This is a genomic window from Paenibacillus sp. TAB_01 (assembly GCF_043945595.1).
GTDB lineage: Bacteria > Bacillota > Bacilli > Paenibacillales > NBRC-103111 > Paenibacillus_S.
The window spans coordinates 218,152-240,992 of the sequence record NZ_JBIFNP010000001.1; the positions used below are offsets into that span (position 1 = coordinate 218,152).

Sequence of the window (22,841 nt, forward strand, 5' to 3'; positions counted from 1 at the left end):
CTTAATCATGGCTTAAATCACGAAGGAAAGGAACTGGGAATATATGCAATAAAAACCGCGACAACGGCTTGTCGCGGTTTTTATTAGGCTGTGAGCCGCTTATTGCTCTGCAGCGGTCACCTGTACTTGATAGGCAATCGTAGATTGCGGCGGATTGCCTAGAATGACCCGGCTTTTATCGAAGTAGGTGCCGGTAATCACCGCCGGTCCCGGCTTCAGCTTGAAGCTGCCGGTCAGCAGCACGATTTCCCGGTTCAGCAGCACGGTGGCCGTGTTGCCGTCGACGGCGGCGATGCTGCACTGGAAGCGAACCGGCGATCCCAGCTTTTGCTTGGGCAGCTCGGTGAGCAGAATGTCCGTCACGCCCGCCTTCACGCCTGCAAAAGCATATTGGCCGCCCTGGTACTCGAATACGGCCTGTTTCCCGGCGGCTTCGCCTGTCGGGTTCACGACGAGCAGACTTCCCGGCTTCTCCTGTGTGAAGCCGTCCGCTTCGATATCGAGCAGCGGCTTCAGCTCGGAGCCGTCCGCTTCATAGGCGATGTACCGGGCTTTACGGGCCTTCGAGGCAGCTTCGACGATCAGCACGGGCAGCTTCCGCATGCTGAGCGCATCCGACCACGTCAGCGATTTGACCGTCAGCTTGCGCTCAAGCGCCGTCTCCGCCTTCTCGATCGTTTGATTCGCGCCAAGGCGTGCGAAGACGAGCGTATCGTCAACGATCCCGGCGGCTGTGAACGGAGTGGAGGCCGTCGCCTTGGCACTGATCACGCTGGTAAATTTGGCGGCGGCGTCATGGACTGCGCTGCGCAGCAGCTGCACCGGGTCCGACTCCAGCCGGTGCTGCTGCAGGGCCTGTACTTCCTTGTCCGTATTCTGATAAGCGCTGAGCTGGCTGTACAGCTCCAGCGCATCGTCGAATTTGCGCGTGGCGACCAGCTGCTCGGCGCGGGTGAATTGACTGCGCATCGTCGATTGAATATAGGCGCTTACTTTGGATTTCGCATCGAACCATTCCTTTGAGCTCTGATACGTTTGCGCATCCGCGATAAAGGTTTTCAAATCGTTTTTTCTAAGCAGCGCAGCGAGCGTATTCTGAACATAAGTCTCGAGCAGCGGCTGCAGCCAATCGGCCTGCACTCCGTTCGCCTCGTAAAATTGACGGATGCCGGCCGCGCCGGCCAGCACTTCCCCGAACGGCTTGCTCTTGGACAAAGCATCGAGCCGCATCTGATCATAGGCCTTCAGCTTGGCGGCGAGCTGCTGCTTCTTCGTTTTCTCATCTTTGAAATAAACGGCCGGAATTTGCGCGAGGTACGCAATCGCCGTATCGTTGTCGACCGTTTTCTTCGTAATGGCGGTGTCGATGCTTTTCAGCAGCTCGCTTTTGCTTGCGGCGAAGGCCTCGTTCAGCTTCGGCTCGACCTGGTAGACGGCTTCGTTCTCGGCGAACAGCTTTTTGGCTTCGTCGTCCTTGCCTGCATATTCCTGCTGCAGCGTTAGAAATTGCCCGTACGTTCGGACGAGAGTCGGCACGTCGTTCACCTGCGCTGCGGCGCTTACGTCCTCTGTCATCGCCGCAAGCTTTCTTTTCAAATCGGTCACCGGGCGCAGAACGCTCAGCGCTTCGGCGATCTCATCGCTGCGATAATCGAAGCCTGCGATCCGCTCCGCCTTCAAGTACAGCTCCTCCGCCTCCAGCAGGTGTCCTGCGGCCTGCTCGGCCGAGGCTTTGGCATACAGGTCGGTCTTCAGCCAGCTGCTGTACACCTTGTAGGCGGCCAAAGCAAGCATCAGGGCCAGCAGAAGCGCAGCGGCGTTCCGGTATATTTTGGAGCGGGCGTACATGGATCGGTTCATCCGTTCTGCCCCCCGGTCTCAGGCTGAACCTCCGGGTCAACGCCTAATTTGCGCTGCACCGCCCCCGTTACCTTGCCGTAGAGCAGCAGGTAGTCGGACGGGCTTTCCTGGATCAGCCGATGCAGGCGGAGCAGCCGGTCCTTCGGAAAATCGTCCACGAAATCGGCAATCAGCTCTTCGAATTGCACGACATAGCCTTTGACGCGCAGGGCGGCTCCGGCTGCCAGGGCTAGCGTCTCGCGGCCCGCGGGCATCGCTTCGATCAAGACGCGGTTTCTGACGACGTAGTTCAAGGTCTCCCGTCCCACCAGCTGCGGGCTGACCTTGCATACCTCCGCCAGATACAGGATGAAATCCTTGTCGAAGTCGTCGGGGATGAGCGTCTGCAGCTCCAGATCCATATCGCTGCGCAGTATAAAATGGTTCAGGCACATCAGCTTCAGCACCTTTACCTGGTTTCCGGTAATCAGGTAGCCGATTTCCCGCAATTTTTCGTAAGCGGACTTGTAATCGTCGGATTTAAGATCGTTGGCGGCATCGTCAATGTCGAGCAGCAGCCCTTCGCGAATCGATTGATTCTCTTCAAGCAGGAGCTGGTGCAGCATCCGGCTGCGGATCGCTGCGGCATAGCGGCGGCTGAGCAGGGCATAGCCTGCCACGAGTACGGCACCGGCCGCCAAAGAAACGGCCATCTCCGTCACGTTCCTGGCCATGGCGAAGGCGCCGAGACTGATGGAGGCGATGAGCATTCCATCCCGGAAGGCGCTGCGCTTATGCAGGGAAGCGATCGCTGCCTGAATGGCTATGAATTTGCCCTCGGCGCCGCATTTCAGGCAGCGGTCGCTCCAAAGCGCAGAGTAGCTTCCGCAACCTTTGCAATGTTTTATACGTTCAAAAGCATGACGTGTGCGCACGCTTTTGCGGAATTGTACGGCTCTTTTATTTGACATGGCGGTCACCGCTGTTCAATAGATTCATAAAGTCGGCATCGATCGTCTCCGGCCGGGCTTCCGTTTTTTTGTTTGAATGGAAGCTGTACCAGCGGCTGAGCACCACAACGGCGGCAATGGCAATTCCAATAGTTGTCAGCATTGGTTTCTCCTAAATTTAGATTAGCTTAGTGGAATTTTCATATTTAACAAGTTAAGATGGATTAGTAGACATAAAGTCACACCCTGCGAGATCCACTTTTTCCATTTTACCACAATGGGGTGTCGAACCTCATGTAAGAGATCAAGCGGAGCGGGGGCGAAGAATGGGCCAACGGTCCCATCGGTTAGACGAAGCGGGCAGCCATCCGGTATACTCGGGTCGCTTGCCCCGAAGCGCGTCGATAGACGTTATATTCATTAAAAAATACGTCGAACGCCCCGATTGGATTCGACAGCTTCCGCTTCGGTTCGGCTTTTGCCGCGTATACAAAAAGGCTAGCGGGGACAAGGCATGTTTGTCAACAGAACATAAGCTTACAAAACGGCGCAAGCAGCCGAACGACGCCCCGGCGGCGCCCAGACTTTTTGCGGTACCAGCATATAAACACAGCTTTTGGAGGAATCAATGGAATGAATGCCAACAATAAAATAGCTCAGCGCGTGCTTTCCGCGCTTTTGTTCGTCATGATGACCTGCAGTCCGCTCGCTTCGCCCGCCTCTGCGGCGGCCGACTCGGATACGAAGATCGATGCGGTTCTGTCTGTCGACGTCAGCACCTCGATGAATGAGAGCGACGTCAACAAGCTCAGCTACGAGGCGATGAAAATGTTCGTCGACATGTCTTCCGTGCAAGGAGACAAGATCGGCGTCGTCGCCTACACCGATCAGGTGCTGCGGGAGAAGGCGCTGCTGAAGATGAACAGCGTGCAGGATAAGAAGGATCTGAAGGCGTTCATCGATCAGCTGACGAGAGGGCCTTACACCGATGTAGCGGTAGGGGTCAGCGAAGCGGTGAAGGTGCTCGACTCCGGTGCGGAGCAGGGGCATGTGCCTCTGATTGTCCTGCTGACCGACGGGAACAACTCGCTGGCGCCGGGCAAGACGCAGGAGGAGTCGGACAAGGAGCTGAACGCCGCCGTCCAGAAGGCGAAGGACAAAGGCATTCCGATCTATACGATCGGGTTGAATGCCGACGGGCAGCTGAATAAATCGGTCATCGAGAAAATCGCGAAGGATACGAACGCCAAAAGCTTCGTAACGAGCTCGGCCGACGATCTGCCGCAAATTTTAAGCGAAATTTATGCGAGCCATCTGAAGCTGAAGGTCGTTCCGCTGAACGGATTTACGGCGAACGGGCAGTTCCAGGACGTCACTGTTCAGATACCGAATTCGAGCGTGCTGGAAGCGAATATTTCGATTATGTCGAACAAGCCGGTCGAAGTGAAGCTGCTCGACCCGTCAGGCCAGGAGCAGCCGATTCCGTCGGATAAGGTGATTTATTCGGCCTCTAACGCTTACTCGCTGCTGAAGATTTTGAACCCGGCCCAAGGAGATTGGAAGCTCAGAATCAAAGGCGTTCCGAAAGAAAAAATAAATATCAATTTAATTTATAATTACGATGTGCAGGTGTCGATGCAGGTTTTGTCGTCTAATCCTTATAAGCCCGGAGACTCGGTTTCCGTCAAAGCGACCCTGCAGTCCAACGGACAGAACGTGTCGGATGCCGGGCTTTATACCAACGCGAAGTCGACGCTTGTCGTAACTGACCTAGATACGAAGAAGACGCAGGAGCTGCCGTTAACCACCACCGCTCAAGGGATTGAAGGAACGATGAAGGTGGCGGAGGCCCACGACTACGAGCTGAAGGTGAAGGTAGAGAATACGAACTTCGCGCGCGAATCGGCGCCTGTGAAGATTTCGGCCAAGGGCGCGCAGGCTGCGGCCCCGGCGGAAGGCAATGCTGCGGAGGAGAAGGTCAACTGGGTGGCCCGAGGCGCGTGGATTGCCGGACTTGCCGTACTGATCGCCGCAGCGCTGTTCGCCTTGAATGCCTGGAAGCGGGCTAATAAGGGCTTCGTCGGCCAAATGGTCATCGAGATCAAGGATGAGGATACCGGCGAGAGGACAAGTCCGCAATACCGGAAGCTGAACGCCTTCAAGGGCAAATGTCAGCTGCATCAGCTGCTCCAGCTCGCCCCGGAATTTGCCGAAACGAAGCAAGTGGTGCTGAAGCCCGGCGCCGGCGATACGGTCGTGCTGTACAATGAATCCGGCTGTGTCATCGAGAAGGGCGGACGCGTCTTCGAGGCGGCGAAGGGCAAAGAGCTGAAAAATAACGACCGAATCAAAATTACGCTGCAGAACGTAAATAAATCTATTACGCTGGAATATATCAAATAAGGCGAACGGTTGGAGGAATACGCATGAAAGCGACAGTAAGAGAACATATACAGCAGTTGGACGTCTCGCTGGGCGGAGGCATTATCAGCGACAAAATCCGCGTCGACACGATCGACAACCCGATGCTGATTATCGGCTTGGGCGGTACCGGGATCGATGCGCTGCTCCGCCTGAAATATCAAATCAACCGCCGGTTCAAGCTGCCGGAGGATTCGTTCACAAAGAAGAAAAGAGAGAAGCCGAACAATGTCGAGTTTCTCGCGCTGGAGACGAACGAGCACGACCGCAACAAGAAATATAAGGGCATCGGCCTCGACCCGCTGACCGAATTCGTGCTGCTGTCGAATGCTGAAATCGGCAGCGTGCTGCAAAACCGCAGCGTGCTGGAGCCCTACATCAAGGAATGGCTGTCGCCCGAGCTGACGATCACCGATGGGATCAACGGTGCGTCAGGGGTACGGCAGGCCGGACGGCTGCTGCTGTTCACGAAGATCGTTCAGGTGGTCCAGACGATCGAGCGCAAGATCAAGACTCTGTCGGTAGGGACAAACAAGAAGCTGATGGTGTTCCTGCTGACCGGCTTGTCCGGCGGTACGGGCAGCGGCTGCTTCCTCGATATCGCGTACATTGTCCGCGGAATTATCGAGCGGGATTACGGCTCAGCCGGGGTGGACAAGGTCAACCTGCTCGGCTATTTGTTCACGCCGGACGTGAATCTGGCGAACAAGAGCCTGACCGAGCATTCGCGCGAGTATATCAAGAAGAACGGCTATGCAGCTCTCAAGGAGCTGGACTACTGGATGAACGTCGACGAGCGGAGCGAGCGGTTCAAGCAGCAGTACGCCAGCATTTTGAACGTGAATTCGCCTATGCCGCCGTTCAATCTGGCTCACCTGATCTCCGCAACGAACCTTGAGGGTAAGCTGTTGGAAAATGCTTACGACTACTGCATGAACGTGACGGCGGAGAACATTACGAACTTTATGGCGAGCGAGGACAAGCATTCCGGCGAGGAGTTCGCGATCCACGACTATATCAGCAACATCCGGACGAATATCAACCAGATGCCGAAGGCTTACGCCGCCAACTATCAATATAATATTCTCGGCGCTTCGTCCGCCGTGCTTCCGATCGAAGAAATGACAACATACCTGGCCTTCAAGGTGTTCCAGCGCATGGAGAAAATGTTCCACGCCGAACCGAGCCAGGAGGAGGTCGAGAAGCTTGCGCACAAGCTGGGCATCGACCCGGATTCGATCCACCGCGAATTCAACTCGCGGGTGCCGGAGCCGCTTGCAGGGTACCAGAACAGCGAGCGTCTGAGCTACACGAACGTTGTGAAGCAGCAGGTCGTTAACATCGACACCGAGCTGGAGCAGAGCTTCCTGTCGCGGGCGCGCGAGGAATATATCAAATCCCGCAGGCAGCTGCCGGGGCAGATCAAGGAGCTGTTCTCCGAGCAGGTGACCAAAATTTTCCGCAATCCCGAGCAGGGGCCGTTCTATGTATCGCGGATTATTTTGCAGGATAAGGGCTTCTGCCTGCTCAAGCTGATCTCGTCCTACATCGAATCCTTGAAGGAGAGCATTGTCCGCATTCCGCGCGACATCGAGTCTGCGGAAGAAAGCTCCCTGCAGAAGATGACCGAGGCGCGGAGCGCGTTCATCTCGAAGGACAAGAAGAAGGACGCTTATATCGAAGCGAAAATCCAGGAATATTTGCTGCACGCCGACCGCGAGCGGATGGAGCAGATGGTTGAATTTTACGAGGATTTGTACAACTTGATCAATCAGGAAAATTCCCGTATTTACCTTGTGTTTACGGAGCTGTTGAACGAGCTGAATAAAATATTCGAGAAAAACGGCGATATTCTGACCAACGGCGAGGAAGAGGTCGATCACAGAGGGAACCGGACTTACTTCTGGAACGTGGTGAGCGTGCCGGATATGGCGAAGCTGATCGGTCAGGTAACGGATGAGAAAAACGTGAACGACCTGATCCGCGACTTTACGAACGAGCTGCTTCAGCGGTCGAACAATTGGATCAAGGAGCAGGAGGTCGATGTGATCAGCTCGATTTCCGAGTTTCTGACCGACCATTTCGGAGACCTGATTACGAAGTCGATGGAAGAATATTTGATCATCAAATACGGCCAGGACGATTCGATCGAGAAGCTGGTCGAGAAAAATATTGCCAGCCGCCTGCACGAGGAAGCGAAGCCGGTATTCCACTTAAGCAACAACTCGGGCCACTTTAACTTCCCGTCATGGGGCTTCGTATCCGTACCGGTCAAAGCGCCGAACATTTTCAAGGGCATCCGGAATTTCCAGGATCATGCGATTGCCAACTCGCGGTTTACGATCAAGGAAAGCGAAGTGAAGAACCGGATTTTCTGGCTGAACACGCAGAACGGGATTCCATTGTTCCTGTATACGCCACTGAAAGTGTACGAGACGAGCTATGAGAATACGATTCTGGAGCCGGAGGGTATCGGCCGCCATCTGGTGCAGACGGATAAAGTGAACTGGACTTACCTGCCTTCGCCGATTCCGGAGAAATCGTGGGGCGATACGTACGATAACGAACGGGTCAAAAAATATAACGCCGAGGTCCGCGGGCTGTTCAACAAGCTGCTGTCCTACCGGGTGATCCGGGTGAAGGGCGACGACAGCGGGACGATCAACCGCTATGAGTGCGTATTTACGAAGCCGTTCGATTTAAACGGCCATCTGGCTTCTTACAACCTACAGCTGAACGCCGGACAGAAGCCGAATCTCGGGGAGCTGCAGCGCTGTGTGAACGAGCTGAAAGCTTTTGTAGAGCAGGGGCTTCCTGCGGAAGGGTCGAAGGATATTTTTGGAAGCGTCAACGAAGAGATGGCTAAGGACAACCTGATCCGTTCGCCGGAGCTGCTGAAGCGCGTGAAGGAAGAAGCGGCGAAATACGATGCGATCACGCACAAAATCGCCGAGCTGGAGCGGGTGCTAAGCTCGCATAAGGATGAAGAGAAGCTGATGCAGCTGTTCATCGATGCGATGTATACGAGCACCATCGTGAAGAAGGGCGCATTGTACGTCTACGATCACGATGCGGACGAAGACCCTTGGGATGCCTTCGTTAATCTGATGCAGGTGAACAAATTCGTCGAATACCGGATTTACAGCCAGATCCGCGAGTTGGACGAGAAAAAGCGCAGCCTGCTTGCGCGCAAGTCGGCGAAGCGCAGCCAGCAGCTGACGGCTTCGACGGATATCAGCGGATTGATCGCGGCGCTGCAGCAGATGGCGGAGTCCTATCAGGAAGCCAAGTCGGCGCTCGATTACGACCGCGTCGAGTACGAGAACGGGGAAGATATGTACCAGTTCTACAAGCTGGTGGCGGGCAAAGTCAGCGACATGCTGCGGAGCTTGAAGTAGGGCGCAGCGGGCTGCTTCAAGCAAGCTGCCTTGTAAGGTGCCTTGCAAGGTGCAGCAGGCCGTGAGCAAGCAGTCGTCCTCTTGAGGTACAGCGTAGACATTCAAATGGGGGCTTTCCAAGGCGCAGTGGGCGGCTCAAGCGGCTGCCTTCTAGCAGGGCAGACATGAGGAAGCAAGCTGCCTTGCAAGGTGCCGCGAGCGCAAGCGGGGCCTCCGCCTTTAAGGTGGAGACGATCTGTGCGGTCCGTACGACGCGCAGCCTTACCGGATAAGGTAAGCACGCCGGCAGCTCCATTGCTATCCGAAGCACGGAGGAAACGCCATCTGAAAGTGTAAACATACAAATAAGCTTTATTCGTGCGCGTGGATAGGTCATCGCTTACTACGCTGCGAAGGAAGCGGAAGCATTTGGTAGAAACAAGGAGGTGCAAGGAAGCATGAGAGAAGCATTGCTCTCCTTTGCCAATACTTACGCCGCGGAGAAGGAAACGAACGGGAATGATGCGGATGAGCTGCGCAGTATCAATCATCCGCTGGTTTTTCTTTTCCTCGGCGACGCCTCGTCGGAGGCTTTGAAGCAGGTGCACCGGCTGGGCGGCAAACGCTGGAACAACAGCGCCGGCGTCGTGTATCTTCACGTCGGCTCCGAGCCGCAGGAAGTCCCGGGCGGGGGTAATGTCTATACGTGGACGATGTCCGGGCCGGAGACGGAGAAGAAAACGCTGCGCTCCGAGCTGTACAGACAGTTTTATCAGGATGAGCCGAAGCTGCTGGAGCTGAACGTGATCCTGCGCCGGATGAACAACCGGATTTCGGAATACGGACGGATGTATTCGAGCATGCAGCGCTTGAATATCGCGGTGGTCGTCAAGGCGGACGATCCGCTCAGCGTGCTTGTTCCCGAGCTGACGGTGCTGATGCGCTCGATCTTCGGTGAGCATTTCCGCTCGGTGCAGACGGATCTGTACACGCTGCTGGAAGAGAAGCAGGTAGGGGAGAGCTTCGCTCTCTCCTCTTCGTTTGGTGTCAGCTTCTTGCGGGAGGCAGACTACTGCCAGAGCCGGGAATATGCCCTCGAAGGGCAGCTGCAGGTGACGGGGGAAGGCATTAAGCTGCCGGTTCGCCACGGCCCTGCGCCGCTGTTCGATATGGTCTATTTTCTCAGCGACAAGGACGAACGGGGGATTTTCCCCGAGAGCGGGATGCAGGGCTGCTACGAGCTGATCTGCAGCTTGAATCTGCTGAAAAACCGCAAGGTGCCGGACGAGCTCGATCCGCAGCACGGGGCATACAACAACCAGCAGTTCAAGCAAAATATGACGCCGCCGGATGCCGGAGGCGGGAGCTATGTATCCGCAGGCTATGCCAAGGTGCAGCGGCCGAATCAGGCGATTGCCCTGGCGGTGCTGTATCATTTTTACCGCAGGGCGCTGAACCGGCTTCAAGAGAATGCGAGCGGGAAAGATACCCGCCAAGTACTGGAGCTGCTGGAGCTGGAGCCGCATCGGATCGATGACCGGATCCGCGGGCTCATGTCCGGCCACGACAAGGCGCTGGATGGCATGTACGGCCTGTTGTACCACAACATCTCCGCTGCGGAGCTGAAGCAGATGACGCTCCGCCAGGCGGAGGCCGCTTTGTATGGGGGCAATGCCCAGACTTTTTTCGAAACGAATGTCGTGCGGCGGGTAGAGGCCGCTTTTGACAGCCAGGAATACGGACGGGCGCTGGCACGCCGCTTTCAGGAGCGGGTTGCGGCCGATCCGGCGTACGGGTGCATCAGCGGCGTACGCTGGACTGCCGAGCGGGAGCCGGGGAGTCTGCCGTCCGAGCTGCGTGCGCAGTGGAAGGAAACCGTCCAGCTGCTGGAGCAGGGCCGGGCGGAGCTGGAGCAGCGGTACGAGGAAGCTGTCGAGCTGCAGGGCATGGCGCAGCGTTCCTTATGGAGCCGGCTTACGAAGCAGCTGCCGATTAAAGAGGCCGTCCGCTACGTATTGGACGAAATTTATGGGCTGAAGCTGGAGCTGCTGGCGCTGCGGATGAAGCAGCGGCTGCTGGAGCTGTATCTGGACGAGCTGGAAGGACTGCACGTCCAGATGAGGCAGCTTGCCGACCGGGCCGGACAGGCGGAGCAGTCACTTCGGGATGCGAGCCGTAGCTTCACCTTTCACTCCAGCGATTATTTGGGACGCAACATTCACGAGTATTACGGACAGGTGGTAAGTACCGTCACCGATGAGCTGGAGGAGCGCCGCGGCGCGGATTTTTACTGGAACGAACGAAGCCTTGGCAGCATCACCGGGCTGCTGGAGCAGGGGGAAGACAAGCTGGTGCAGCGTCTGATCGAAGCGGCGCGCAGAGATATTTTCGTTCACCCGCTGTTCGACCAGACGTTCGAGGGAGAGCTGCTGGAGCGGGCCAACGTAGCGGCAAGCTACGATAACCGCGAGGTATTGTCCAAGGAGGACTTGTACCGCGACCTGTACGCGACGCTGGAGAGCGAGGCTGCGATCCGGGCGGATGTTTACCGCTCAACGCACAGGCATCGATATGAGGAAAAGTACTTTTTCGGCGACTACAGGAGCGAATTTATCCAATACGCGTACGCGGTCGATCATGGAAGCCGCACTTACAAGCTGGGCTGCGTCCATGAGAAGAAGCCAAGCGGAATCGAGAAGCTGAACCTGATGGGCGGCTTCCGGCTCGGGGATTTGATGTATTACCGGAACGGCCGGCTGTACTACGATACTTATGTGCAGAACGGCTACCTTTTTCACGGAAAGGCCATGGAATGGGAACCGCAGTAAAAGCGCCGTTCCCACAGGGGAGCGATGAAGCGTACGCCCGCCGCGGCGTCGGTGTATACGTGTTGCGGGAGGCGGCTGGCGGCTGGCACAGCCGTGCAGCGGACGAAGGCATTTGTTTCAGCTGCCGGTTACGGACGGGATTGAAGCAGGCTTTCCAAGCCGTTCCATGAAGGCTTATACAGCAGGCGGACGTTAGGCGGAGAATGGTATGTACGTGAATATGCGAGTGTTTTAGAAAGAGGGGGGAGCAAGTGAAACAGCGAAAATGGAATGGGCTGTTGACCCTATTCAGCCTTATTGGCGGCTTGTTGGGATTTCTTATCGGAGAATGGGTGTTGAATCAGTGGGAGGGCAAGCTGCATGAAACGCTGCTGATGGGCATCTATTTCGGACAGTTCGCGCTTGTCGTCGGGCTGTGCTGTCTGATCGCGGAGATGATTTCACCGCAGCTGAACGGGCACAACTGGAAATTGCGCTATGCCGGAGACGGCTGGAAGCTTCTGGTTCCGGGAACGCTGGTGATGCTTTTTGTCGGTGGGCTCGTATTTCAGTGGTTTTACGGCATCTCATTCGGAAAAAAAGAAGCGCCGCAAAACTATGTGCTGCTGCTGGACATGTCGGAAAGCATGAAGCAGACGGACCCGAACAAGCTGAGCAATCAGGCGGCGCAATCGTTAATCCGGCGGATGGACGACTCGACGCGGGTCGGGCTGTACACGTTTAATGAAGCGCCGCAGCTGATTTTTCCGCTGACCAAGCTGGATAATTCGAGCGTGAAGGAGCAGCTTGCGTCCAAAGTAAGCGGTATTGCCGAGCCGTATGGAAAAACGGATATCGGCCATGTGCTGACCGCCGTTATGGATCAGCTGAGAAATCAAGGGGATGCCGGCAGCCAAACGACTATGATCCTCATTTCCGATGGGATCAGCGATATGAACAATGCGAAGGTGCTGGCACCATATGTGCAGAACGGCGTCAAAATCCAGACCGTCGGCATGATCGATGCCTCCGAGCCGAAAGGCAATGCGCTGCTGCAGCAAATTGCCGAAGGTACCGGCGGCACCTTCTACGACGTGAAGCGCGCGGATGGCATTGCCGGCGCGTTCGATCAAATTTATGCGAGCGGGCAGCCGAATCATTTACTGAACGAACGTACGGGAGCGGCTGCTGCGGATGGCTATCACGGCTGGCTGCGGGTTCTCTTCCTCATGCTGATCGGCACGCTGATCGGGCTATCGCTCGGCATCGTGTTCGATAACCGCTACCTGGCCAAAAGCTTTGCCATCGGCGGTACCGCCGCGGGCCTGATTGCCGGATGGATTCTGGAAGCGGGCCTGCCCGGGGCGGATTACCCTTCGTTTTACCGGGCTTTGGCTGATTTGACGCTGGCCGTCGTCCTCTCGCTGTCTACGCTGGCTGTGGCCGTCCATCAGGATACGAGCGGGTCCGCAGCGCTTCGGGGCGGCAGCGGCCGCACCCTTTTAAGCGGTCGGGAGAACGACCGCTTTGGCCGCCGCGGCGACGGTCCGGCCGGCAAACGGTTCCGCTAGTAAACAAGGCAGCGGAGGAACGGAGGCGGATATGCTGTGCAGTGGGAACCGTTAGACGATCCCTATCGGATCACCAAAATAGCCAGCCAGCTGCAGGACGGTGAAGTGATCCTGACCTGGCATTGGCCGAAGGATATCGATTATGTGTATGTATACAGCTTCGCCGAGGGGGAGGAGCTGCCCCCGGAGCAGCTGACGGTAAAGCAGTTAAAGCTGTTTACCCGTGAGGAATACAAAATCAAGTCGGGCTACCGGGAAAAAGTCGACTATATCGGCGTGCAGGGCTACCGCATTTTCCCATGCCTGCGGCAGGGCGGCTTAATGCCTCTCATGCAAACGGATGACCACAACGTTATCCGCGTCAATGGCGGCCGAGCCAAAATCCGCTGGTCCGTCAAATACGGCGGCAAGCTGTTCAGCCGGTACCGTTCGGCCAGGATCCAGCTGTTTTGCGAGATTCCGGTGCCGCAGGATACGCTTTGCTATGTCATAAAGGAGGGCGGCAGCCCGACGAGCAAGGAGGACGGAATCGCGTATCCTTTTATGAGCGATTTTCCGGTCGGCCGCACCGTCCTCCCGGAAATTGAAATTGCTAAGAACGATGCGATTCGTGTCTTTCTGGCCCATAGCGAACGGGCCCGCGACCTGTTCGAGCTGATTTACGAAGCTTAAGCTAGGCGTCCACCTCAATGCTATGCCGGCTCGTTTGCGAGTCGCCCATGTTGAAAGGAAGGCACTGTCCGCGCAGCGGCGCGTGGCACGAACCTGCCGGCACGGCGACTAATCGTGTCACGCGCCTGTCCGTACAGCTACCGACGCAGTATGCGTGCGCAATGACGCGCTCGCCGGAAAAGGCGAGCTAATCCAGCCTTATGCTCGCGAAAGCGAAGAAACCGAGCGCAAAGCAATCTAATTTATATCCCGGTGACAGACGAGCGAAGCGGACGGATCGTTCTGTAGAAGCGAAGCGTTCGCCTTTGTCCGAGGATTTCAACCGCAGCGCGGGGTTAGTAAATGAAGGAAATCCTCGGACAACAGCGATCGGAAGAATGATCCGTCCGCGCAGCGGCCTATGTCACGTACTCGTCCGCGCAGCGGCCTATGTCACGTACTCGTCCGCGCAGCGGCCTATGTCACGTACTCGTCCGCGCAGCGGCCTATGTCACGTACTCGTCCGCGCAGCGGCCTGTGTCACGAACTCGTCCGCACCGCGGCCCGTGTCACGAACCTCGCCCACACAGCCGCCTGTGCTTTCAACTGGCCCGTGCCACATAGATCCGCGCGCTCACCAGCGCAGCGAGTCGCGTCACCTACCCCCCTCAGGAAGGAGCAACTAACCATGCTAGGCAATCTGAAAAACTGGTTCGGCAAAAAAGCGCCGGTGAAAGAAAAACCGCCTTTTTACAGCATCGTCTGCCCGTTTTGCTTCAGCAAATTCGAGCCGGAGGACGTCGTGTTCCGTGCAAGCCACGTGAAGGACAGCATGACGACGAGTTCATGCTGCAGGAAGACGTCAGGTTGAATGAATGGCGCCGGAAATTCAATCTGTCCCAAGCCGATATGGAGGCGGTCATCGAGCCGTACACCATTCCGGAGGAAAATAAAGTCTACTCGCAGAACGTGCTCGTAGCCGTGACCGACCGGTACGGGGAAACGACCCGCCGCCGTCTGTGCCCGAGCTGTCACAACGAGCTGCCGATTTCGGCAGGCAAAGTGCCGAGCAATATCATTTCGATCGTGGGCGCCTCGCAGGTAGGCAAGTCCGTATATATGACCTCGCTGATCCATACGCTGCAAAATACGACGGCGTCCAATTTTAACGCGGCCTGCATGCCGCTGAGCGCGGAAATTAGCCGGAAATTCCGGCAGAACTACCATGAGCCGATTTTCGAGCGGGGCAGTATGCTGCAGTCGACGAATCCGAACGAGCAGCAGGAGCCGTTTATTTTTCAATTCGTGTTCAAGGACCCGGAGCAGGCGCCGCTGACGCTCGTCTTTTTCGATGTGGCCGGTGAAGGTATGGTCGAGCGCGATTACCTGGATATTTATGCGTCGCATATCAAGAATTCGTCCGGCATTCTGTTCCTGGTCGATCCGCTGCAAATTCGCAGCATTCGCGACCGCATCCACATTAAGCTCGGCGAGGAGGAAGGCGAGTTTGCCAACCGTTACGATGAGCCGCGCGAGGTCGTGATCTCTTTGTTTGAAAATTTTATTGCCCATCAGCATAACAGCAAGACGAATATTCCTACGGCAATTGTCCTGACGAAGAGCGATATGCTGCAGTATTTGAAGGAAGAAGACAGCGAATATATCCAGCCGAACAGCAATGTGTTTAAAAATGTCGTCCATAAAGGCTTCCTGAACCAATCCGAATTTGAAAACATCAACGGTGAAATCAGCCGTTTTATTGAAAAGGTCGATCGTCCGTTCAAGGACGCGGTCGACGTATATTTTACGAACACCGCCTACTTCGCCGTTTCGGCCCTCGGGACGAACCCGGTCAACCAGCAGGTGACGGGCGTCATCAGTCCGACGCGCGTAGACGAGCCGTTCATCTGGCTCCTGCACCAGCTTGATTATGTAGTCAGGAGAGATGCGCCGTGATGATGCAGAAGAAAGTGCAGCAGCAGTATTTTACCCGTGACCGGGAAGGCATTTTCCGGACCAGCGAAGGGTTCGATACCGTAGCGAAATCAGCGTCGCTGGACAACACGTTTATTAAATCGGTGCTGCATCCTTATTGCGTATACAAACCGCCTCAGGAGCTGCTTACGCGAGGCGAGTCCGACAGCAGCTTGTATCCCGAGTCGTTCCTGGTGTTTCATACGGACAACGGCGAGCTGGTCATCGGACGCAGCATTTACATATCATCGGATTTTACAGGACAGCGCAGCGCGTCGTTCACCCACCAGTTCGTCGTATCGAAAGACGGCAAAGAGCCGTACATTCGCGAGCCGGACCGGCTGTTTCATATCCGCGGCTTTCAAAGCAGCTACGATATACGCGAAGGCAAGGAGCTTCCGGAGCTGGACGAGCTGGATTACGATCCGGCCGGCAAGAAAGGATACCGGACAGAGCTGCTTGCCGAGCTCGGTATCGATTCCCAGCTGTTTCAGCAGCTGGTCTACGCCGTGATGTCCTCCGTCACCAATAAGAAAAAAGTATACATCGCGCTGGATACCGATATTTCGGTGAGTGCGGATAAAGCCAAGGGCTTGATGGAGCTGTTATATAACAGTGTCCCTTATGCGATTCGCAGACTGCTCGGCTTTATGACCTTCCACAGCGAGCCGGAGAGCAAGCACAACGTGCATGTCGTTTTCGTGGAAAAAGGAAGCCTGCGCCTGCCGGACCGCCGGATTGATAAAGATTATATTTTCGACTTCCCGAACAAGCGTTTTTTAAATACGGAGCTGCCGGGCAGCGAGTATTTTTATTTCGAAACGGTTTGGAACCTGATTCAGCTGGAGGACGGGGAGCCGCTGCGCCGGCTGTTCGATTTCTTCGAGGAATCGCTGCAAGGCCTGCCGGGCCAGACAGGCCTTATGGTTTCGGCTTACTGCCAGCTTGCCGTGCTGTATGCCGTCGAGCAGGGGGATGCAGCGCTGTATGAAAGTAACCGCGCCGGTACGCTGCAGAGCATTCTGGCGTATTTGACGGCAGAGACGGCGGATCGCAAGGGCCGTTTGAAGGAGCTGTTCATTCGGCTGCTGCGCAAGGAAGCTTCGGACGGAGGCATTCTTCCGGACGCGGACTATATTCGCAGCCTGCTCGATTATTATGCTTTTGCCGAAGAAGGCGAGAAGGCGCTGTTGATCCAATGCTTCGTCGTATTTCTTCATCGGGCCGGTGGGCTGGATCCGGAGCAAGGCATACAGCAATCTGCCGGCCTGTTCGACTTGTTCATAGGACGCGGGCCTGTCTTCGGTAAGGTGATGCAGACGCTGCAGCGGCAGTCCGCTCCGGTGGCAGAGCAGTATGTTATTTACCGGATGGGCAAGGCGACCTCGGCCGAGAGCCTTCAGAAGGAAATTGATTTCTGGCTGACGGAAGCGGCGGACCTGGTATCAAACCGTTTCTTCAGTCATGAAGTGCTGAAAAAAATGAAGCAGCTGCTCCAGGCGAAGGATACGAATAAACGGATCGAGCTCGCGGGTTCGCTGCACCGGTTTTTCGATCTGCTGCCGGACCGCTACGATCAGAGGCACGTTCAGGACTTCAGCGATCAATTGAAGCTGGAGCTGCAGCTGGAGCTGCTGGGCGATTTGGATCCGGAACGGCTTCACTATGATGCGGTGGTCCGCCTGGGCTTTATGCTGGACTCGATTGAACCGGATCTGCTCCAGCATATCAGCAAGAGCAGCCGCCAGACGCTCATCCAGCTCGGCATTTTGTTCCGCATGCTGACGCTGGAGCCTAGCGAGGAAGCGGAAGCGCTGGAGGCGTTCCGGGGACTGGGCCCGATGGAGCTGGACAAGGTGCAGGATGCGCTGCAGCGCCTGCTTGCGGACCGGATGGACAGCAGCCGGTTTCGAGCGATCACCTACGCTTTTTATCAGCCGGATGCCGACAAGGAGCGGGGCTACGCTTCCTCCGAATATAATTATGACCGGCTGCTGGACTACTTGGCGCTAAATACGGCCGGCACCGGAACGATCTACGATTTTCTGCTCTGGTCGTCGGAGGATTACCGGTTCGTGGAGACGAACGGGGAGATCAATCCGAACTACCGGGCGGCGGTCAGCAAATATTTTGACCGGCACGATCCCGCCGCCTTCCGCTCGAAGCCGGTTCGCGAGCAGCTGCTTGCGACAAGCAATGCATCCTTTGCGGCTTTATTTCAAGCGATCAAGCTGAAGCAGTCGCCGAAGTGGGTTCGTTTTTTGTTCAAAAATAAGCGGAAGCTGATCCGCTCCGGCTTGATCGTCCTGCCGGTGCTGGTGCTTCTGCTGATCGTCCTGTGGAATCCGATTGGCAACTGGATCGCGAGCTTCGGCCCCGCGCCGGAAATTGCCGTCGAAGACGTCCCGGAAACCGCAACGGCAATGACGATCGCCTTGAAGGCAGCCGTTAAGGGTGACCCTGCCGATACGGCCAAGGTTCAGCTGTTCCTCAACGGCAAATATATGGGCAACGGCGCGATGAATACGACGGTGACGCTTGCCGACGGAGAGAACGTGTTTGAATTCAAAGCGGTAAACCGCGGCGGGACTTCCTCAGAGACGGTAACGAAGAAGGTCACTTACAATATGCCGGCTCCGGTCGTCAAGCATGGCGCGATCCCGGAGAGCACGAAGAACGGCAGCGTGACGATTACGGTTACGGCCACGGACCCGAACGATCCCAGTCCGACGATCTTCATTAATGATCAATCGGTCGGCCAGAGCAACGTGTCGTATGTGCTTGCCCTTAATTCCGGTGACAATCCGGTGGAGATCAAGGCGGTCAATAAATACGGCAAATCGAGCGAGGTCATCAAGAAAACCGTCAAGAATACGTCGGGCGTCAGCACTTCTTCTGTGAAAAAGTAAGCTGCGCCGCCGGTGCCAATGACGGAGCACTCATTGGATTTCTGAAAGCACTGCTTATGCCGGACCTGCCTTAGGCAGGTTTCTTTAACATATATTTATCAATTTTCGGGGTCCCCGCAAAGTACCTGAGTCCACCTTGAAGCATAAGCCCCACTTTGTGGGGTTTTCTTTATTTGATGCAGGCCGTGCGCAGAAATGGAGATTTTTTGCAAATCGGCAGAGAATGTTTCCCACTTTTTGTGAGAACTGTTTATAATGAATGTACATATGATTGCAGGCAGAGAAGGCAAGACATCTTAGTCATTGGAGTGGTAACGGTATGAAAAAAATATTAATGACGTTTCCCCAAGGTAAATTCAAAGTATTGACGATGAGCTATGATGACGGGAAACAGGCGGACCGAAGATTGGTCAAGCTGTTTAATACCTATGGCATCAAAGGAACGTTTCATGTGAACTACGGGCTGATGGGAGAGGCGGATCCGAGCCGTATCGCACAAGAAGAAGTGGCCTCCCTCTATGAGGGCCATGAGGTTTCCGCGCATACTTTGACCCATCCGACGATAGCCAGATGCCCGAAGGAACAGCTGATTCATGAGATGATCGAGGACCGGCAAAGGGCTGGAGGGGCTCGTGGGCTATACCGTACGGGGATTGTCCTATCCGAACGGTTCATTCAACAAGCAGATCAAGGAGATGCTCCCTTATCTCGGTCTGGAATATGCGAGGGTGACGAAAGCGACAGCCGGCTTCGGCATGCCGGACGATTGGATGGAGTGGCAGCCGACCTGCCACCATAATCATGATTTGCTGCAGCTCGGTGAAGCGTTCACCCAACTGTTTAAATCCCAGTACTTGTACATGATGTACGTGTGGGGACACAGCTATGAGTTCGACAATGACAACAACTGGGAGCTGATGGAGCGTTTCTGCGAGCAGGTCAGCGGCAGGGAGGATACGTGGTATGCGACGAATATCGAGATCGTCGACTATGTGAAAGCGTTTCAACAGCTGAAGTTTTCGGCGGCAGGCAGCTTCGTGTACAATCCTTCAGCCCGCTCCGTATGGATCAGCGTGGACGGCAGCTTGGTTGAAATCGGCGGAGGGGCGCAGGTTTCGCTGGAAGTATAGGATACGCACGGTGAAGTCCGTAGCTATACTTTCCCCATTGGAGGAGCAGGAGTGGTTCACTTACAAGGACATTACAACGTGCCTGTTGTTTTACTCTCATTTTTTATCGCTGTTCTGGCTGCTTACTCGGCGCTTAGCTTATCGGAGAAAATAGCCAAGACCCAAGGCAGAACCAAGACGGTATGGCTGATTTCGGGCGCCTGCGTCATGGGCTGCGGTGTATGGGCAATGCATTTTGTCGGCATGATCGCATACCATTTGAATGTGGAAGTGAGCTATAACATTCCGGTGACGATCGTATCGCTGCTTGCAAGTATACTGGCTTCCTTCATCGCATTCCGCGTATCCGCCGATCCGAAGGCGGGGCTGGCCATATCGGAGCGGCGGGTTTTATCATGGGAAGCGGGATTGTCGCGATGCATTATACCGGCATGGCGGCGATTCGGTCGAGCGCGACGCTGACCTACGATTCCTTTTACGTAGGCTTGTCGGTTGTCATCGCGCTTACGGCATCCTATGCGGCGCTGTATTTGTTCCGCCGGGTCAGATTGTACCCGGATTTCCGGAAATGGCGTCCGCTGTGCGCGGTCGTCATGGGGCTGGCGATTTGCGGCATGCACTATACGGGAATGGCCGCAAGCCATTTTATGGCTGAGCCGGGTGCGGCTTTGAAGGAAGGCGTTCATAGGACGCCGATGTTTTTGTTAATTGGCGTGGCCTTATCGGCATGTTTTATCCTGGCGGTATCGTGGACGGCTATTTTTCTCGATCGGAATGTGCTGGAAAGGATGGCCTACACCGATGCCTTGACGGGGCTGCCGAACCGGCATCATCTCGTCCGTTATTTCGAGGAGTCGTTCAGCCGGCCGGTCAGCGGTTTTTTATTGTTTATTGACCTGGACCGGTTCAAATCGATCAACGACACGTTAGGACATGATATCGGAGATCTTTTGCTGCAAGAGGTATCGACCCGGCTTAAAAACCATTTGACGGACAAGCAAACTGCCTTCCGGCTTGGGGGAGACGAATTTCTGATTGCTTCGACCCGAGGGGAACGGCAGGAGGCCATCGAGCTGGCTTCCGCCCTGGTACAGGAAATAAAAAGGCCTTATTATGTTGAAGGCAACGAGCTGTATGTGACCGGAAGCATCGGGATCAGCCTGGTCCCTGAGCACGGCTCCGACCGCATCACCCTGCTCAAGGCGTCCGATACGGCGATGTACAATGCCAAGCTGAGCGGTAAAAACAATTACCGCATCTTCGATGAGGAGATGGACCGCCGGATGCTCCGCAAGCTGGAGCTCGAAATGGATCTGCGCCAAGGTCTGACCGAGCAGCAGTTTTTCGTCGATTATCAGCCGAAATGGGACGTGGAGACGGAGCGGATCGCAGGGATGGAGGCGCTGCTTCGCTGGGATCACCCGAAGTATGGTCTCGTCTCGCCTGGGGAGTTCGTCCCGATTGCCGAGGAGACCGGCATTATCGTCCCGATTACACGCTGGATGATGAAGGTTGTCTGCATGCAGAACCGGTTGTGGCAGGAGGAAGGCATCGTTAACGTATGCGTCTCCATCAATATGTCCATCCGTGTGTTCGAGAGCGGATCATTATACGAAATGGTAACCGACGCGCTGGCCACCTCCGGCATGAAGGGCGAATACCTGGAGTTGGAAATTACCGAATCGATTGCCATGTACGATATGGAAGATACGATAAGGCAGCTAAAGGAACTGAGGGAGCTCGGCGTGCAGGTGTCCATGGACGATTTTGGCACGGGGTATTCATCGTTGGGCAGTCTGGACCAGATCCCGATCCATACCTTGAAGATCGACCAAATGTTTATCCGCGAGAGCAGCCAGCCTTCCAAGCAGGCGATCATCAGTACGATCATTTCGATTGCCAAAAACCTGCAGCTGGATGTCGTCGCGGAGGGCGTGGAGTCGCCGGAGCAGATTGCGTTCTTGCAGTCCCAAGGCTGCCGGGTCATGCAGGGGTATTATTATGGCAAACCGATGAGTCCCGACGCGCTGAGGAAGTGGATCGAACAGCAGCCGTACTTGAAATCTTAGCCGTCATTTAATTATCTAATCAAGCTAGCTGGAATGATTCTATTTAAACTATCCATGGGAAGATGGAGAGGAGAAGTTGGACATGCGCATTGTCGTTTTGGACGGATATACCTTAAACCCCGGAGATTTGAGCTGGAGCGGGCTGGAGGCGCTGGGCGAGGTAACGGTCTATGACCGTACCGCGCCGGAGGAGATTATAGACCGGGCCTTGCAGGCCGAGCTGATCCTGACGAATAAAACTCCACTATCGGCAGACACGCTGAAGCAGCTGCCGAATGCCAAATATATCGGTGTCCTGGCCACCGGGTACAACATTGTCGATACGGCGTTTGCAGCCGAGCGGGGCATCGTTGTGACGAACGTGCCCGCCTACGGCTCGCAATCCGTTGCACAGATGGTGTTCTCCCTGCTGCTGGAGCTGTGCAGCCGCGTCCAGCTTCATAGCGATGCGGTGCGCGAGGGAGAATGGACGCGGAGCCTCGATTTTTGTTTTACGAAATCACCGCTGGTCGAGCTGTCAGGTAAAACGATGGGTTTTGTCGGACTTGGCAAAATCGGCTATCAGGCCTCCGTCATCGCCCGCGCCTTCGGGATGCGCATTCTGGCGGTTGGCAGCGGCAGAACCGCTCCGCCTCCTGCGGAGGGCGTGGAATGGACCGAGCTGGAGCGGCTGCTTGCCGAGTCGGATGTGATCAGCCTGCACTGTCCGTTAACGCCGGCGACGGAGCGCATGATCAATACCGAGCGGCTTGCCTTGATGAAGCCGTCGGCTTTCTTGATTAATACTTCGCGAGGCGGACTGATCGCCGAAGCGGATCTGGCCGCGGCGCTGAACGAAGGCCGCATCGCCGGAGCGGGCCTGGATGTTCTGAGCGTTGAGCCGCCGACAAGCGATAACCCGCTGCTGCAGGCGCGCAACTGTATCATTACGCCGCATATTGCCTGGGCGACGAAGGAAGCGAGATCGCGGCTGCTGCAGGTGGCCGTCGATAATGTGCACAGCTACCTGCAAGGCGTGCCCGTCAACATGGTCAGATGACGACGGCTCGCGCAAGGGCGTGCAGGCCTATTGGCGGATAGCCTTGCTAGCCAGCCCGATATGGCGTCACTATTCACCGCCGAGATATTCTGCTGCTCTTTGTA

At 55.8% G+C, this 22,841-nt stretch carries 12 protein-coding genes and 2 pseudogenes; 11 read left to right on the plus strand and 3 right to left on the minus strand.

Annotated elements, in window-relative coordinates:
- Nucleotides 1-99 precede the first annotated feature (99 nt).
- Genes ACHHV8_RS01130 through ACHHV8_RS01140 form a run of 3 tightly spaced genes read right to left on the minus strand, consistent with a single transcriptional unit; the run spans nucleotide 100 to nucleotide 2,952 of the window.
- A complete protein-coding gene (locus ACHHV8_RS01130; RefSeq protein WP_395156021.1) occupies nucleotides 100-1,860 on the minus strand; it encodes a hypothetical protein in 1,761 nt (586 codons plus the stop codon).
- Nucleotides 1,857-2,810 carry a hypothetical protein gene (locus ACHHV8_RS01135; protein ID WP_395156023.1) on the minus strand — a complete coding sequence of 318 codons (954 nt, stop codon included), beginning with the start codon at nucleotides 2,808-2,810 and terminating at the stop codon, nucleotides 1,857-1,859. Before ACHHV8_RS01135 ends, ACHHV8_RS01130 begins: the two co-directional genes overlap by 4 nt.
- Complete coding sequence (locus tag ACHHV8_RS01140; RefSeq protein ID WP_395156025.1) at nucleotides 2,800-2,952, minus strand: hypothetical protein; 153 nt, start codon at nucleotides 2,950-2,952, stop codon at nucleotides 2,800-2,802. The genes ACHHV8_RS01135 and ACHHV8_RS01140 overlap by 11 nt, the downstream gene beginning before the upstream one ends.
- A 470-nt stretch (nucleotides 2,953-3,422) precedes the next feature.
- On the opposite strand from ACHHV8_RS01140, the gene ACHHV8_RS01145 reads away from it, so the two are divergent.
- The 11 genes and pseudogenes from ACHHV8_RS01145 (at nucleotide 3,423) to ACHHV8_RS01195 (ending at nucleotide 22,737) form a co-directional block, all read left to right on the plus strand.
- On the plus strand, nucleotides 3,423-5,192 hold the full coding sequence (locus tag ACHHV8_RS01145) for a VWA domain-containing protein (protein WP_395156027.1): 1,770 nt from the start codon (nucleotides 3,423-3,425) through the stop codon (nucleotides 5,190-5,192).
- A gap of 23 nt (nucleotides 5,193-5,215) precedes the next feature.
- Entirely contained in the window at nucleotides 5,216-8,608 is a 3,393-nt protein-coding gene (locus ACHHV8_RS01150) for a tubulin-like doman-containing protein (RefSeq protein ID WP_395156029.1), read from the plus strand.
- 437 nt (nucleotides 8,609-9,045) lie between these two features.
- Nucleotides 9,046-11,415 (plus strand): hypothetical protein, encoded by a 2,370-nt coding sequence (locus ACHHV8_RS01155; RefSeq protein WP_395156031.1) that lies wholly within the window; start codon nucleotides 9,046-9,048, stop codon nucleotides 11,413-11,415.
- A gap of 251 nt (nucleotides 11,416-11,666) precedes the next feature.
- Entirely contained in the window at nucleotides 11,667-12,965 is a 1,299-nt protein-coding gene (locus tag ACHHV8_RS01160; RefSeq protein WP_395156033.1) for a vWA domain-containing protein, read from the plus strand.
- Nucleotides 12,966-13,001: 36 nt separating this feature from the next.
- Nucleotides 13,002-13,637 (plus strand): hypothetical protein, encoded by a 636-nt coding sequence (locus ACHHV8_RS01165; protein WP_395156035.1) that lies wholly within the window; start codon nucleotides 13,002-13,004, stop codon nucleotides 13,635-13,637.
- Nucleotides 13,638-14,304: 667 nt separating this feature from the next.
- Nucleotides 14,305-15,572, plus strand: a pseudogene (locus ACHHV8_RS01170) (TRAFAC clade GTPase domain-containing protein).
- Nucleotides 15,572-18,499: a GAP1-N2 domain-containing protein gene (locus tag ACHHV8_RS01175; protein ID WP_395156037.1), complete on the plus strand. Its 2,928-nt coding sequence runs from the start codon at nucleotides 15,572-15,574 to the stop codon at nucleotides 18,497-18,499. The pseudogene ACHHV8_RS01170 and the gene ACHHV8_RS01175 overlap by 1 nt, the downstream one beginning before the upstream one ends.
- Before the next feature lie 319 nt (nucleotides 18,500-18,818).
- Nucleotides 18,819-19,629: pseudogene (locus ACHHV8_RS01180) on the plus strand (polysaccharide deacetylase family protein).
- Between the two features lie 51 nt (nucleotides 19,630-19,680).
- Complete coding sequence (locus ACHHV8_RS01185) at nucleotides 19,681-20,091, plus strand: MHYT domain-containing protein (protein WP_395156039.1); 411 nt, start codon at nucleotides 19,681-19,683, stop codon at nucleotides 20,089-20,091.
- The gene (locus tag ACHHV8_RS01190; protein WP_395156041.1) at nucleotides 20,025-21,698 is read left to right on the plus strand and encodes a putative bifunctional diguanylate cyclase/phosphodiesterase; all 1,674 of its coding nucleotides are present in this window, start codon (nucleotides 20,025-20,027) and stop codon (nucleotides 21,696-21,698) included. The genes ACHHV8_RS01185 and ACHHV8_RS01190 overlap by 67 nt, the downstream gene beginning before the upstream one ends.
- An 82-nt stretch (nucleotides 21,699-21,780) precedes the next feature.
- The gene (locus ACHHV8_RS01195; RefSeq protein ID WP_395156043.1) at nucleotides 21,781-22,737 is read left to right on the plus strand and encodes a D-2-hydroxyacid dehydrogenase; all 957 of its coding nucleotides are present in this window, start codon (nucleotides 21,781-21,783) and stop codon (nucleotides 22,735-22,737) included.
- The last annotated feature ends 104 nt before the right edge of the window (nucleotides 22,738-22,841 follow it).

What these genes read in the sequence shown, in the direction of transcription:
- ACHHV8_RS01130 (WP_395156021.1), bottom strand. Translation starts at nt 1,860, where the DNA reads ATGAACCGATCCATGTACGCCCGCTCCAAAATATACCGGAACGCCGCT.
- ACHHV8_RS01135 (WP_395156023.1), bottom strand. Translation starts at nt 2,810, where the DNA reads ATGTCAAATAAAAGAGCCGTACAATTCCGCAAAAGCGTGCGCACACGT.
- ACHHV8_RS01140 (WP_395156025.1), bottom strand. Translation starts at nt 2,952, where the DNA reads ATGCTGACAACTATTGGAATTGCCATTGCCGCCGTTGTGGTGCTCAGC.
- ACHHV8_RS01145 (WP_395156027.1), top strand. Translation starts at nt 3,423, where the DNA reads ATGAATGCCAACAATAAAATAGCTCAGCGCGTGCTTTCCGCGCTTTTG.
- ACHHV8_RS01150 (WP_395156029.1), top strand. Translation starts at nt 5,216, where the DNA reads ATGAAAGCGACAGTAAGAGAACATATACAGCAGTTGGACGTCTCGCTG.
- ACHHV8_RS01155 (WP_395156031.1), top strand. Translation starts at nt 9,046, where the DNA reads ATGAGAGAAGCATTGCTCTCCTTTGCCAATACTTACGCCGCGGAGAAG.
- ACHHV8_RS01175 (WP_395156037.1), top strand. Translation starts at nt 15,572, where the DNA reads ATGATGCAGAAGAAAGTGCAGCAGCAGTATTTTACCCGTGACCGGGAA.
- ACHHV8_RS01190 (WP_395156041.1), top strand. Translation starts at nt 20,025, where the DNA reads ATGGGAAGCGGGATTGTCGCGATGCATTATACCGGCATGGCGGCGATT.
- ACHHV8_RS01195 (WP_395156043.1), top strand. Translation starts at nt 21,781, where the DNA reads ATGCGCATTGTCGTTTTGGACGGATATACCTTAAACCCCGGAGATTTG.